Here is a 13933-nt window from a genome sequence, read left to right on the forward strand (position 1 = left end):
TCTGACCACACCGTGGACGACTGCGTCCACCACGCCACGAGGAGACCACACGACATGACCCAGGGCGACCCCTATTCGGTTGACTCCCACGGGACCGACCCCCGCGACACCGCGGTGACGCCGTCGAAGCGGACCTCCCCGGTGAACCTGCCCACCGTGCTCGCATCTGCCGGTGTCGCCGCTGTGGTCTCGGCCGTCATCGTCACCATCGGCGTGGTGGGACTGGTCATCTCGGGCGACATCGACGGTGAGCCGAGCGCGTCGGCGCAGACGCCGACCGTCGTCAATCTCGGTGCCGCGCAGTCCGCATTGACCCAGCAGCCCGTCGCGCAGGCCGCCCCCACCTCGGCCGCTGCGCTCGCAGCGACCGCCCCGGCTGCCGAGCAGGTCCCCGAGAGCGACGGTGGCGCGGGCGCAGGCAGCGCTCCGGTCGCGACCGCCACCACCGGCCCGGCGCCCATCGCCGCGCAGCCCGCCGCGCCCCAGCAGGCCGCCACACCGGTTACGCCCCAGGCACTCACCGCCGGCCAGCTCAACACCAAGGTGCGCATCCTGATGAACACCGGGGCATCCCGCTCCGCGCGTGCCGACGAATTGCAGTCCGGCGCGCGGGGTCTCGGCTCGGTCGACGGCGTCGCCAACCTCCTGCGCGTGAGCGGAGCGGGCTTCACCTACCGGATCATCGACCCGATCACCGTGAACGGCACCACCCTGAACGCCACCCTGCAGATGACGCTGGTCGGCCAGGGGTCGAAGACCCAGGCGCTGTCGTGGGTGTGGACCGACGGCAAGTGGAAGCTGTCGAACTCCAGCACCTGCGCCGTCGCCGGTCTCGCCCTGCTGCCCTGCACGGTCTGACCGTCGCGTGTCCGCGACCGCCGCACACCACCTCTCGAGGAGAACGATGACATCACGACGCCGCATGACGGCCCTGACAGTCGCGCTGATCGGCGCACTCACGCTGGGGATGTCGGCCTGTAGCGCACCGGCGGAGAACGACGACGCCTCAGGTTCGGTCGCGCCGGTCACGATCAACACCTCGGCCGGGTCGGTCACCATCGACTCGATCCCGAAGCGGATCGTCGCGATCGGTGACCAGTGGACCGACGCCGTCGCGGCGTTCGGGGTGACCCCGGCCGCCTACGGCACCACCGCGCAGATGCAGGGCGGATCGGTGTCGCCGTGGGTGAAGGACAAGCTGGGGTCGGCGAAGCAGATCAACCTCTCCGGTGACCGCGTGTCGCAGATCGCGGCGGCCGATCCCGACCTGATCCTCCTCCCCGGCTTCGGGGTCGAGTCGGCGGAGATCGGCAAGCTCAAGGCGATCGCCCCCACGATCCCCAGCATCACCGGCGCGCAGATCGATCCGTGGCAGGACCAGATCACCCTGCTCGGCACCATCCTGCGGCAGAAGGACAAGGCCACCGAGATCATCGACGGTGTGCAGGGTCAGGTGACCGAGCTGAAGAAGGCCGACCCCGGTCTCGCGGGCAAGACCTTCACCTTCGCCTACCTGTACTCGGCCGATCAGATCCAGGTGTTCGGCGACCCCAAGGACGGCGCAGCGACACTGTTCGCCGATCTCGGACTGACGATCCCGCAGCGACTGCAGACCCTCGCCGCGCAACAGAAGATGCCGCGGTTCCCGATCAGCACCGAGAACATCCCCGAGCTGAACTCCGACCTGCTGGTGGTCGCGGCCTCGTCGCCACAGCTAGCGGCGACGCTGAAAGACCTTCCGGGCTACGGACAGCTCGACTCGGTGAAGCGCAACGCGGTCGCCCAACTCGACCTCACGGCCATCACCGCGCTCAATCTCCCGTCGGCGCTGTCGATCCCGTATGCCCTGGACAAGCTGAAGCCGGCACTCGCCGCGGCGGCGGCCTGACGCCGCTTGCGCGTTGTCAGTCCAGGTCGACGATCACCGGTGCGTGGTCGCTGGCGCCCTTGCCCTTTCGTTCCTGGCGGTCGATCTCGGCCCCGGTGACGCGGGCCGCCAGGGCCGGGGAACACAACGCGAAGTCGATGCGCATGCCCTCGCGACGGGCGAAGCGCAGCTGGGTGTAGTCCCAGTAGGTGAACACCCCGGGCCCCGGGGTGAACGGGCGGACCACATCGGCGAACCCGGCGTCGACGACCGCATCGAACGCGGCGCGTTCGCGCGGCGAGGTGTGGGTCTTGTCGGCGAAATAGTCGGTGTCCCAGACGTCGTCGTCGGTGGGCGCGATGTTCCAGTCGCCGGTCAACGCGATCTGCGCCTGCGGGTTGTCGGCGAGCCACGCGGCGCCGGCACCGCGCAGCGCCTCGAGCCACGCCAGTTTGTACTCGTAGTGCGGATCGGTCAGGTCGCGGCCGTTGGGGACATACAGACTCCACACCCGCACCCCACCGCAGGTGGCGCCGAGCGCGCGCGCCTCGATCACCTTCTCGGCGTCGGCCTTGCCGAAGGCGGGCTGGCCGTCGAAACCCCGGGCGACGTCATCGATGCCGACGCGTGAGGCAATGGCCACGCCGTTCCACTGGTTGTGGCCGAGCGTCGCGAGGTCGTAGCCCGCGGCCGCGAAACCCATCGCCGGGAACTGTTCGTCGGTGCACTTGGTCTCCTGGATGGCCAGGACGTCGATGTCGTGGCGTTCGATCCAGTCGACCACCCGTTCGCTGCGGGCCCGGATCGAGTTCACATTCCACGTCGCGATACGCACGCCTGCGAACGCTACGCGTCGCCGGTCGGGCAGACCCCGGCGAGGTTCAGCCGGTCGCAGCCCGGGGCGCGAGGATGTATCCCATGCCCGGTACGTGTCGGATCCACGTCCACCGGGTGGTGAACGGTCCGCCCGGCCCGTTCACGTCGTACATGTGCAGCCACGTAGACCCACCGATGCGGCGGAGCGCGTCGACCCACCCGACGTGGCCGTATCGGCTCGCCCCCTGCACGCCTGGCGGGAACACGACCATCGCGAACGGGCGCGGGGTGGCCGATGTCGACCAGCCGGCGGCCCGGGCGTTGCGATACCAGTCGGCGGCGTTGCCCGCGAGCGCGGCGTAGCGACCGGAGTGGGCGCGGAACTTCTCCATCGCGCCCCAGGTGCACTGGCCCGGTGCACCGGTGTTGTAGGAGATCGTCTGTCCCACAGCGCGACCGGAGACGACGGTGGCGGGTGCCGCCGACACCGGGGCGGCGGCGACAGCGGCGGGCGCGACCGAGACGACCAGCGCGAGGAGGACGCCGAACAGGCGCGAACGCACCATCAAGGGCATGACCTTCGGTTCAGCCGACCCCGAACCGGACGTCTGACGTGGCAGGTGCCGCGACGAAATGTAACGGAACGGTCGCGGTCGTGTCCACGAAATCGCGCACGCAGGATTCGCGGCGATCCGCGCCGAACGATCAGTTCGGGGCGTTGCCGGTGAGTCGGTAGGTCTTCGAGGTGCCGTTCTCGTCGGTCACGGTGACGGTGCCGAAGGCCTTCTTGGTGACGTCGCCGAGCACGACGGTCACCTGCTCACCGACCACCGAACCCTGTGCACAGTTCGGTTCGCACACCTTGCGCACCTCCGTGCCGCTGCCGACCGCTTCGCGCGCACCCCATCGGGTCCACTGCATGTTGGTGAGCGAGACGGCGTTGTCGCCGCAGTAGATGGAGGTGATCTCGGTGGGCCGCACCTGCGGGTTGCCCGCGCAGTCGTACACGGCGGCGTCGCGGCCGTTGCCTGCGGTCTCCGACGCGGTCGACGATGCGGAATCCTCGGTCGACGGCTCCTCGGTGGTGGTCGTGGTCTCCTCGGTCGTGGTGGTCTCGTCGGTGGTGCTGGGGGTGACGGTGACCGTCTCGGTCGTCGGTGTCGACGACGTCGATGCACTCGCGGCGGTCGGGGAGTCGCTCGAGCCCGAGGTCGCGATGAGGATCGCCGCGATCACGATCGCGACCGCGGCGACGGCGGAGACCGCCAGCAGGATCGTGGTCCGGCGGGACGAGGGATCGGGTCCGGCGGCGGGGTCGGATCCGGGTTCATCGGGCTGGAAATCGTGGGGTCCGGGTGTGAAGGGCTCAGTCATGGCCGTCCAAGGATAGGGGACGTGCCTGAGAGGCCCCGGGCGTCGTTCCGGTGGACAGGGGTCGCGGGTCGCCCTAGCGTTCCCCGTACGTTCCCCACGGAAGGAGCCGCGATGCCGTTGTACGGATTCCGCTGTGACCAGGGATGTGGCGACACCGAGCGTGCGTATTCGATGGCGTCGGTGCCCGATCGGATCGACTGTCCGGACTGTGGTGCGGTCGCCCGTCGACGATTCGACTCGATCGCGGTGAGCCACCGGGGCTCGGTGGCGATGCGACTCCACGACGCCACCGCCGCGACCGCGCAGTCGCCGCGGGTCACCTCGTCGATACCCGCGACGAACTCCGGTCGCGGCCGGCGGCCGGTGTCGACCGATCCGCGTCATCGACGCCTGCCCCGCCCCTGACCTCCTCGAGAACCTTCACGAGATCGGAAACCGCATGCCCGAGTTGATCTTCCCGTTGGATTCCACCAAGCCGTTCACGGCGCAGGAGAAGGTCGGGCACAACCGATGGCACCCCGACATCCCCGCCGCGGTGACCGTCAAGGCCGGCGACTCGTTCCGGGTGCACTGCCGCGAATGGTTCGACGGCGCCATCGTCAACGACGACTCCGCCGACGACATCCGCGACGCCCCGTTGGCCGGTGTCCACGTGCTCTCGGGACCCATCGCGGTGGAGGGCGCGAAACCCGGCGATCTGCTCATCGTCGACATCCTCGACATCGGGCCCATTCCCCAGGAGGACTCCGGGCCGCTGGCGGGCCAGGGGTGGGGCTACACCGGCATCTTCCCGACCCTCAACGGCGGCGGGTTCCTCACCGAGCAGTTCCCCGACGCCTACAAGGCGATCTGGGATTTCAGCGGCCAGAAGACGACGTCGCGTCACGTCCCGCACGTCGAGTTCACCGGCATCGTGCACCCCGGACTGATGGGTACGGCGCCCTCGAGAGACCTGCTGAGCACGTGGAACACGCGTGAGGCCGCGCTCATCGCGACCGATCCCGATCGCGTCCCGCCGCTGGCGTTACCGCCCCTCCCGGACAGCGCGATCCTCGGGTCGCTCACCGGCGAGGAGTTCGACACCGTCGCCGCCGAGGGCGCGCGGACCGCCCCGCCGCGGGAGAACGGCGGCAACCAGGACATCAAGAACCTGACCAAGGGCAGCCGGATCTTTTACCCCGTGTTCGTCGACGGCGCGAACCTGTCGGTGGGCGATCTCCACTTCTCGCAGGGCGACGGTGAGATTACCTTCTGCGGTGCCATCGAGATGGGCGGGTTCATCGACCTGCGCGTGGAGATCCTCCGCGACGGCATGAGCACCTACGGCGTCAGCGAGAACGCGATCTTCATGCCCGGCAACACCGATCCGCAGTACTCGGAGTTCCTCGCGTTCTCCGGGACGTCGGTCACCCTCGACGGTGAACAGCGCTATCTCGACTCGCATCTGGCGTACCAGCGGGCGTGTCTGCACGCCATCGACTACCTCACGAAGTTCGGCTACTCGCCCGAGCAGGCCTACCTCCTGCTCGGCGCCGCGCCGATCGAGGGTCGACTCTCGGGAGTCGTCGACATCCCGAATGCCTGTGCAACCGTCTACATCCCGACGGCCATCTTCGATTTCCCGATCGCACCGAGCGCGTCCGGTCCGTTCCAGATCGATCCCGGTATCGGAGCCCCGCATTCGGCCTTCTGACGAGTCTCAGCCCGGCTTCTTGTCCGGTCCTCCGGGTCCACCGGCGGGGCCACCCGCGCCGGGACCGGGTTTCGTGTCGTCCTGCTTTTTCTGCTGACCGGGCGGCTCTTTCGGTCCTGCCGGGGCGGGTGCCTGTTCGGTCGTCGGGGGAGTCTGCGTGGTGGTGGTCGTCGTCGTCTCGGATGTCGTCGACGTCGTGGGCGTCGTGGGCGGCGACGACGGGACACCCGAGGTCACCGCCGGCACCGGCTGGTCGTCACCTCGGCACGACACCCCGACGGCCAGCACGACGACAAGGATCGCGAGCAGTGCCGCGACCGCGACGAGGACACGAGTGCGCCGCGTGCGCTGCTCCTCGGCCGGCGACGGCATCTGCAGGGTCATCGTTGTGAGCCTACGACGGCGATGTCGTCGGAAAAGCGTTTGAGCGCAGACGGGCCGGTGGTTCAGGCTGGCGCGCATGGACGCATTCGTCGGACTGCTCTCGATCTCGCTGCCCGCGGCGTCGGGCATGGTCCTGACCGCGTTGGTGATGGTGCTGACGCCGGGGCCGAACATGATGTACCTGGTAACGCGGAGCATCGGCCAGGGGCGTCGGGCCGGACTCGTCTCGCTCGCCGGGACCGGTGTCGGGTTCGTCGTCTACATGCTGATGGCGAACCTCGGGCTCGCCGTGGTGTTCGTCGCTGTCCCGTGGCTGTTCATCGGGGTGAAGGCGGCAGGTGTCGTGTATCTCGCCCATCTGGCGTGGCAGGCGTTGCGGCCCGGTGGCCGAGGGGTTTTCGAGGTGGCCGACCTGCCGCGCGACAGCTCGGCGCGACTGTTCTCCATGGGTCTGGTGACCAACCTGCTGAACCCCAAGGCGGCCATCATGTACCTGACGCTCATCCCGCAGTTCATCGACCCGAACCGTGGACACCACTTCGCGCAGGGCCTCACCCTCGGCACGCTCCAGATCACGGTGAGCATGATCGTCAACGCCTCGCTCATCGTCGGCGCCGCCACCGTCGCCGGCTTCCTCACCCGCAGCCCGAGGTGGGCGATCTGGCAACGACGGGTCACCGGCACTCTCCTCGGCTGTGTCGCCGTCGTCCTCGCCCGGGAGGTCCCGGCCCGAGCACGAGTGTGACCGCGGGTGTTCGCACGCTCGCGCGCTGTTCGCATGCCGCCGGCAGGGTGCGAACGACGCGACAGCATGCGAACGGTGAACGAGCGTGCGAACGCGCAACCAGGCGGGCGAGAAAAGTTCAGAACGGTGAACGAAACATGCCCGAAAAGCCGATATCACCCGTAGTTCTCACAACGGGTCTAGCGTCCGGTCATGACGATCGACAAGTCCGCCCCGCCGGTGTCCGCGGCGCCGAAAGGTGCAGGTGCCGAAAGTGATTACCTCGAGAAACGACAGCTGAAGAAGGGGACCGCGGGCTGGGTCCTGCTCGCCGGTCTCGGCGTCAGCTACGTCATCTCCGGCGACTACGCCGGATGGAACGGCGGCCTCGGCGAAGGTGGTTTCGGCGGGCTGCTGATCGCCGCGATCGTCATCGCTGCGATGTATCTCGCGATGGTGCTGGGCATGGCCGAGCTGTCCTCGGCACTGCCCGCCGCGGGCGGCGGCTACACCTTCGCGCGTCGCGCGATGGGCCCCTGGGGCGGATTCGCCACCGGCACCGCGATTCTCATCGAGTACGCGATCGCACCCGCTGCCATCGCCACGTTCATCGGCGCCTACGTCGAATCGTTGAACCTGTTCGGCATCACCGACGGCTGGTGGGTCTACCTCGCTGCCTACGCGATCTTCATCGGCGTCCATCTGGTCGGCGCGGGCGAAGCACTGAAGGCCATGTTCGTCATCACCGGCATCGCGCTGGTCGGACTCGTCGTCTTCGCCGTGGCGGCCGCGGGCATGTTCGACGCGTCGAATCTGACCAACATCGCCGCCGACCCCGACGCCGCCGGGTCGTCGAGCTTCCTGCCGAACGGCTACCTCGGTATCTGGTCGGCCATCCCCTTCGCGATCTGGTTCTTCCTCGCCGTCGAAGGGGTGCCGCTGGCGGCCGAGGAGGCCGAGAACCCCGAGCGCAACGTACCGCGCGGCATCATCGTCGCGATGCTGATGCTGGTGGTCACCGGTGCGGTGGTCCTCGTGCTCGCGACCGGCGCGATGGGCGCCGACGAGATCTCCGGCTCGGGCAATCCGCTGGTCGAGGCGCTCGGCGACGGCACCGCCGCGACGGTCGTCAACTACATCGGCCTGGCTGGCCTGGTCGCCAGCTTCTTCTCGATCATCTATGCCTACTCGCGCCAGACGTTCGCGCTGTCGCGGGCCGGGTACCTCCCGACGTCGTTGTCGCTGACCAACAACCGCAAGGCGCCGGTGTGGGCGCTGATCATCCCCGGCGTGATCGGGTTCGGGCTCACCTTCATCGGCGAGGGTGCGATGTTGCTCAACATGGCCGTGTTCGGCGCCGCGCTGAGCTATGTGTTGATGATGATCAGCCACATCGTGTTGCGCGTCCGCGAGCCCGACATGCCGCGCCCGTACCGCACCCCCGGCGGTATGGTGACCACCGGGTTCGCGCTGGTCATCGCTGTGGCCGCGGTCATCGCCACCTTCCTCGTCGACACCACCGCCGCGCTGTGGACGCTCGGTGCGTTCGCCGCGTTCATGGCCTACTTCGGCCTCTACAGCCGACGACATCTGGTGGCGGGATCCCCCGACGAGGAGTTCGCCCTGCTGGCCGACGACGAGGTGGCGTGAGGGGTGTCGACCCATCGACAGACGCTCGGCGGCACCACCTTCACCTTCGACTCGCTCATCGAGCTGCTCGCCAAGGCCACGCCGCGGCGCAGTGGTGACGAGCTCGCCGGATGCGCGGCGCAGACCGACCTCGAACGCGCCGCCGCGCAGTGGGCGCTCGCCGACGTCGCGCTGACCACGTTCCTCGAGGATCTCGTGATGCCGTACGAGACCGACGAGGTCACGCGGCTCATCATCGACACCCACGACACCGCGGCGTTCGCCCCGATCGCGTCGATGACCGTCGGTGAACTCCGTGACCACCTGCTGTCGGTCGCGAGCGCACCCGATGCCGCGACGACGCTCGCGGCGCTCGGACCGGGACTCACCCCGGAGATGGTTGCCGCGGTGAGCAAGCTGATGCGCAACCAGGACCTCATCGCCGTCGCGAAGGCGTGCCGTGTGACCACGGCATTCCGCACGACCATCGGGTTGCCGGGCACGCTGACGACCCGGCTGCAGCCCAACCACCCGACCGACGACCCGCTCGGCATCGCCGCGGCCACCCTCGACGGTCTGCTGCTCGGCTGCGGCGACGCGGTCATCGGCATCAACCCCGCGACCGATTCCCCGCAGGCCACCTCCGACCTGCTGCACCTGCTCGACGACATCCGCGTCCGGTACGCGATCCCCGTCCAGTCGTGCGTGCTGTCGCACGTCACCACCACGATCGGGCTGATCGAGGCCGGTGCCCCCGTCGACCTGGTCTTCCAGTCGGTCGCGGGCACGGAGGGCGCCAACCGGGGTTTCGGTGTCGATCTCGCCGTGCTGCGCGAGGGCAACGAGGCGGGGAAGTCGTTGCGGCGCGGCACCGTCGGCGACAACGTGATGTACCTCGAGACCGGGCAGGGCTCGGCGCTCTCGGCTGGCGCGCACATCGGTACGGGCGGCAGGCCGGTCGATCAGCAGACACTCGAGGCGCGTGCCTATGCCGTTGCGCGCGAACTCGATCCGCTGCTCGTCAACACCGTGGTCGGATTCATCGGGCCCGAGTACCTCTTCGACGGCAAGCAGATCATCCGCGCGGGGCTCGAGGACCACTTCTGCGGCAAACTCCTCGGACTGCCGATGGGTGTCGACGTCTGCTACACCAACCACGCCGAGGCCGATCAGGACGACATGGACACCCTGCTCACGCTTCTCGGCGCGGCCGGTGTGCCGTTCGTGATCACCGTTCCCGGAGCCGACGACGTCATGCTCGGGTACCAGAGCCTGTCGTTCCACGACGCCCTCTACGCACGCCGCGTCCTCGGGCTGCGGCCGGCACCCGAGTTCGAGGCCTGGCTCGATTCGGTCGGCATGCTCGACGCGGGGGGCCGCATCCTCGACCTCGCCCCGGAGGCGTCGCCGCTGCGTGCCCTCACCGACGCCACGGCGGCCCACTCGTGAGCGATCTCTGGGACATGCTGCGCGAGAACACCGCCGCCCGTATCGGTCTCGGGCGGGCGGGCGATTCGCTGCCCACGGCGCGGGTGCTGGAGTTCGCGGCCGCGCACGCCGCGGCCCGCGATGCCGTGCACCATCCGCTCGACGTCGAGGGCCTCGTGGCGGCGATCGCACCGATCGGACTCGGCACGCCCGAGGTCGTCGCCAGCCGGGCGGTCGACCGCAGTGAGTACCTCCGTCGCCCCGACTTCGGACGTACGCCCGGCGACGACTTCTCGGTGGCCACCGCGGACGCCGACATCGGCATCGTCCTCGCCGACGGGCTCTCGCCGATCGCCCTCACCGAACACGCCGTCGGGGTGGTGACCGCGATCAAGGACGTTCTCGCACCCACGTATTCGATCGCCACACCGGTCATCGCCACCCAGGCGCGTGTCGCGCTCGGCGACCACATCGGCGCCGCACAGAAGGTCGGGACGCTCATCGTCGTGATCGGGGAGCGGCCGGGGTTGTCGGTCGCCGACAGCGTCGGGATCTACCTCACCCACCTGCCGCGACCCGGACGTGCCGATTCCGAACGCAACTGCATCTCCAACATCCATCCGCCCGGAGGCCAGAGCTATGTCGGTGCGGCGCGTGTGGTGGCCGCGTTGGTGGAAGGTGCCCGTGCACTGGGCCGCAGCGGTGTCGACCTGAAGGACACCAGCCGCACCCTCACCACCTGATCGGCGATCGGGCGTGTCGCGGACGATCCCATAGGCGTCTGTCGGGTGGCTCACAGGAAGCACCCAGGGTCGGCGCACACGATGGTTCTCATCAGCCAACCACCACCGACACAGGAGTCGACGATGATCGCCACCACTTCTCTCACCGGTCTCGACACCGACATCACCGTGTCGGTGACCGAACCCGCCACCCTCGGATCCGCTCGACGGGAGGTCGCGCGTCACGCCGAGAACATCGACCTCACCGTCAACCGCCGCCGCGCCTCGGCCGAGATCCACGCGGTCGATCTGGCCGCGGGCACCCCGGTGATGGTGAGCGTGGTGTTCGAACAGATCCTCACCGACGCCCTGTTCCACGCCGATCTCACCGGCGGTGCGACACAGGCGGTTCGGCGCAGCTCCGTCCCCGACTACCGCCACCTGCCGCACCTGCGGTTCACAACCGACGGGCCGCTGCCCGTCGTCGTGCGGACCGTCTCGCCCATCCCGGCCTGGCACCGACCGCGACTGGGCGACGGCTGCGTGACCGTTCCCGCTGACGTCCGGATCGAATTGCTCACGGCCGGGCACGCTTTCCTGGCCGACATGGCCGCACACCTGGTCGGCGAACGCCTCGGCTGCGGGGTGATGGTGGCCGTGGGCGGCGTGGCCGCGTCCGCGGGACATCCCCCGCTCGGCGGATGGCATGTCGCGAGCGCACCGGCGATCGGCGAACTCGAACTCCCGCAGGGACATGCGATGGCCACGGTGTCGGCGGCCGACATCGCGGCACTGCCACGCGGCCCCTTCGACCCGCGACCCGTCTCGGGCGTCACGTCGGCGACGGTCGTCGCCGACCATGCCGGCACCGCGCAGGCCGCCGCCACGCTCATGCACACCGATCCGACGCGGGCGCGTGCCTGGATCCTGGAGGAACAGATGTCGGCGTGGTCGGTCGACCGCGACGGCACGGTCGACGAATTCGGTCCGCTCGCAGCGCGACTCCACGCTCACGCGGCCTGACCCCGATCGCCATCCGTCCGATCGATGCGAACGGCTGCCCGATCGGCGTCAGTACGCCTGACCGACGGGGGTCAGAGGGGGAGGTAGCCGTAGGTGTGGTGTCGGATGAAGCCGAGGCGGCGGTAGAGACGGATGGCCGCGGTGTTGGTCGTCTCGACCTGGAGATAAGCCTGCTCGGCGCCGAACTCGCGACCCCACGTCAGCAGTCGGTCGATCACGGCGGTCCCGACACCGCTCCCGCGTAGCCGCGGGTCGGTCCACAGGCAGGTGATGCCGTTCCAGGCGGCGCCGCGCGATCCGGCGTCGAACGACTCGTCGGTGGTCACCGCGCCGCGGCCGATCGCGACGATCTCCTCCGCATCGGTCACCGACGCGAATCCCAGTGAGCCGTCCATCGACGCGGTCACCACCCGTCGCACCAGCTCCGGTGACCCGACCCGGTCCGCACTCCCCAGGTACGCGTGTATCCACGCGTCGGACGGGGTGTCGGTCATCGTGATCTCGACATCGCGCCGGACGTCCATCGCCTCGGCCGAGCGGACCATCGCGATCGCCTCGATCTCGAACCGATCCGGGTCGACGTGCACCGACGGGATGAGCCTCTCCACCACAGCGCATCGCGCGGAGAGATCGCGGTCGGCGTAGAACGCCGACAACGCCTCCACGACACCGCCGTCGAGGGTCGCGCCCCGTTCCAGGGGCACCGCCGAATTGGCGCGTCGACTGAAACCCCCACCGGCGCGCACGAACCACCCACCGATCGTCGTCGACTCGAACCCGGGCCACCCGCGCGCCGCGGCCCTCTCGAGCGCGCGGATCTCGGAGTTGCGCACCGGGCGATCTGAGAGCACTCGCACCGACATCACCAGTTCGGCGGGGACCGAAACGATCTCGCCATCCCGATCGACCGCCCACGCGCCGTTGTCGGGAACGGCCACGAGCACGCCGGTCACGTCACTCGCCGTCGCCGACGGGTCGCGCCGCCAGTCGCCGGGCGCGCCCGCGCCCTTGCGGAAACGGACGACGACGCGATCGCCCGGGGCCGCGGTCACTCGCCCGGGTTCATTCGTCGGGGTTCATTCGTCGTCGAGGTCGTCGTCGTCGTGACCGAACGGATCCGGTCCCTCGCCCGGCGTCCAGGTGAGTCCGGGCTCGCCCCACCCGTTGCGCTTGATCGCCTTCTTCGCGGCGCGGGCGTTGCGCCCCACGAGCACGTCGACGTAGAGGAACCCGTCGAGATGCCCGGTCTCGTGCTGCAACATCCGCGCGAAGAAGCCGGTGCCCTCCACGACGACCTCGGCGCCGGTGCGGTCCACCCCGGTGACCCGCGCCCAGTCGGCGCGGCCGGTGGGGAACTGCTCACCCGGCACCGACAGGCAGCCCTCGTCGTTGTCATCCGGGTCGGGCATCGTCTCGGGGATCTCCGAGGTCTCGAGCACCGGGTTGATGATCTCGCCGCGTTCACGACCGGTGGACCGGGTCTCGCCGGCGGGGCAGTCGAACACGAAGAAACGCCGACCCACCCCGACCTGATTGGCCGCCAGGCCCACGCCGTGGGCGGCGTCCATCGTCTCGTACATGTCGTCGAGCAGCGCGACGACATCGGCGGGCGGCCGACCGTCGGCGTCGAGTTCCACCGGCTCGGTCGGTCGGTGGAGCACCGGCTCACCGACGATGCAGATGGGAAGAATTGCCATGCGGCACAGATTACTCGGCACGGCGAACCCGAAATCCCCATGACTTTCATGGTTAGATGTTCAACGAACCACACCGATGTAATTCGACCAGTCCGATCGTCGATGCGGGCACTGTTCGCAGGTCACGCGGTGTGTAAGCAGGAAAGACCTCGAGGGAGCGAGATGGACGGCGCAACTGCGCGTAGTCAAAAGGGGTCGGGCCCGGTCGGCACCGGCGAACAGTCTGACACCCCGGGCACCCCCACCACCGGAACCGACGCGAATGTCGTCGGTGCCGACGGCCTCACGCGCCGCGAACACGACATCCTCGCCTTCGAGAGGCAGTGGTGGAAGTACGCCGGCGCCAAGGAGGAGGCCATCAAGGAACTCTTCGGGCTCTCGGCCACGCGGTACTACCAGGTCCTCAACGCTCTGGTCGATCGACCCGAATCGCTGGCCGTCGACCCGATGCTGGTGAAGCGTCTGCGTCGCCTGCGTGCCAGCAGGCAGAAGGCGCGCGCCGCCCGACGCCTCGGCTTCGAGATCACCTGACGCCTCGATCCGTGGAGTCCCGGACCGCGATGAGGCACCAGACGT

Annotated in this window: 16 protein-coding genes; 10 read left to right on the top strand and 6 right to left on the bottom strand. The window is 69.1% G+C overall.

What is annotated here, in order from left to right; genetic code table 11:
- Positions 1-54: 54 nt before the first annotated feature.
- Both OG579_RS16245 and OG579_RS16250 read left to right on the top strand, forming a co-directional pair.
- Positions 55-858, top strand: a complete 804-nt coding sequence (locus tag OG579_RS16245) for a hypothetical protein (protein WP_328856780.1) — start codon at positions 55-57, stop codon at positions 856-858.
- Positions 859-922: 64 nt separating this feature from the next.
- Positions 923-1888 (top strand): ABC transporter substrate-binding protein, encoded by a 966-nt coding sequence (locus OG579_RS16250; protein ID WP_045821661.1) that lies wholly within the window; start codon positions 923-925, stop codon positions 1886-1888.
- 16 nt (positions 1889-1904) lie between these two features.
- Here the strand turns inward: OG579_RS16250 and OG579_RS16255 are convergent, their stop codons facing one another.
- From OG579_RS16255 to OG579_RS16265, 3 genes are all read right to left on the bottom strand, one after another.
- Positions 1905-2702, bottom strand: a complete 798-nt coding sequence (locus OG579_RS16255) for an exodeoxyribonuclease III (protein WP_328856781.1) — start codon at positions 2700-2702, stop codon at positions 1905-1907.
- A 46-nt stretch (positions 2703-2748) separates the two neighbouring features.
- The gene (locus tag OG579_RS16260; RefSeq protein ID WP_328856782.1) at positions 2749-3249 is read right to left on the bottom strand and encodes a CHAP domain-containing protein; all 501 of its coding nucleotides are present in this window, start codon (positions 3247-3249) and stop codon (positions 2749-2751) included.
- Between the two features lie 139 nt (positions 3250-3388).
- The gene (locus OG579_RS16265; RefSeq protein ID WP_328856783.1) at positions 3389-4057 is read right to left on the bottom strand and encodes a hypothetical protein; all 669 of its coding nucleotides are present in this window, start codon (positions 4055-4057) and stop codon (positions 3389-3391) included.
- A 111-nt stretch (positions 4058-4168) separates the two neighbouring features.
- Here OG579_RS16265 and OG579_RS16270 point away from each other — a divergent pair, with 111 nt between their 5' ends.
- On the top strand, positions 4169-4462 hold the full coding sequence (locus tag OG579_RS16270) for a zinc ribbon domain-containing protein (protein WP_328856784.1): 294 nt from the start codon (positions 4169-4171) through the stop codon (positions 4460-4462).
- 34 nt (positions 4463-4496) lie between these two features.
- On the top strand, positions 4497-5750 hold the full coding sequence (fmdA, locus tag OG579_RS16275; RefSeq protein ID WP_045821664.1) for a formamidase: 1254 nt from the start codon (positions 4497-4499) through the stop codon (positions 5748-5750).
- A 6-nt stretch (positions 5751-5756) separates the two neighbouring features.
- Here the strand turns inward: fmdA and OG579_RS16280 are convergent, their stop codons facing one another.
- On the bottom strand, positions 5757-6134 hold the full coding sequence (locus OG579_RS16280; protein ID WP_328856785.1) for a hypothetical protein: 378 nt from the start codon (positions 6132-6134) through the stop codon (positions 5757-5759).
- A 76-nt stretch (positions 6135-6210) separates the two neighbouring features.
- Between OG579_RS16280 and OG579_RS16285 the strand changes: the two genes are divergently transcribed.
- From OG579_RS16285 to OG579_RS16305, 5 genes are all read left to right on the top strand, one after another.
- Positions 6211-6879 carry a LysE family translocator gene (locus tag OG579_RS16285; RefSeq protein ID WP_408068691.1) on the top strand — a complete coding sequence of 223 codons (669 nt, stop codon included), beginning with the start codon at positions 6211-6213 and terminating at the stop codon, positions 6877-6879.
- A 192-nt stretch (positions 6880-7071) separates the two neighbouring features.
- Positions 7072-8508: an ethanolamine permease gene (gene eat, locus OG579_RS16290; RefSeq protein WP_328856786.1), complete on the top strand. Its 1437-nt coding sequence runs from the start codon at positions 7072-7074 to the stop codon at positions 8506-8508.
- A gap of 3 nt (positions 8509-8511) precedes the next feature.
- Positions 8512-9936, top strand: coding sequence for an ethanolamine ammonia-lyase subunit EutB (locus tag OG579_RS16295; protein ID WP_328856787.1), 1425 nt, complete (start codon positions 8512-8514; stop codon positions 9934-9936).
- The gene (gene eutC, locus OG579_RS16300) at positions 9933-10658 is read left to right on the top strand and encodes an ethanolamine ammonia-lyase subunit EutC (protein ID WP_275041727.1); all 726 of its coding nucleotides are present in this window, start codon (positions 9933-9935) and stop codon (positions 10656-10658) included. Before OG579_RS16295 ends, eutC begins: the two co-directional genes overlap by 4 nt.
- 123 nt (positions 10659-10781) lie before the next feature.
- Positions 10782-11660, top strand: a complete 879-nt coding sequence (locus tag OG579_RS16305; protein WP_328856788.1) for an FAD:protein FMN transferase — start codon at positions 10782-10784, stop codon at positions 11658-11660.
- Positions 11661-11731: 71 nt separating this feature from the next.
- Here OG579_RS16305 and OG579_RS16310 read toward each other — a convergent pair whose 3' ends face one another.
- Both OG579_RS16310 and OG579_RS16315 read right to left on the bottom strand, forming a co-directional pair.
- A complete protein-coding gene (locus OG579_RS16310) occupies positions 11732-12712 on the bottom strand; it encodes a GNAT family N-acetyltransferase (protein WP_328856789.1) in 981 nt (326 codons plus the stop codon).
- 24 nt (positions 12713-12736) lie between these two features.
- Positions 12737-13357 carry a peptide deformylase gene (locus tag OG579_RS16315; protein ID WP_328856790.1) on the bottom strand — a complete coding sequence of 207 codons (621 nt, stop codon included), beginning with the start codon at positions 13355-13357 and terminating at the stop codon, positions 12737-12739.
- Positions 13358-13519: 162 nt separating this feature from the next.
- Here OG579_RS16315 and OG579_RS16320 point away from each other — a divergent pair, with 162 nt between their 5' ends.
- Positions 13520-13888, top strand: coding sequence for a DUF3263 domain-containing protein (locus OG579_RS16320; RefSeq protein ID WP_055785927.1), 369 nt, complete (start codon positions 13520-13522; stop codon positions 13886-13888).
- The last annotated feature ends 45 nt before the right edge of the window (positions 13889-13933 follow it).

This window comes from Williamsia herbipolensis, assembly GCF_036153515.1.
GTDB classification, from domain to species: Bacteria; Actinomycetota; Actinomycetes; order Mycobacteriales; family Mycobacteriaceae; genus Williamsia_A; species Williamsia_A herbipolensis.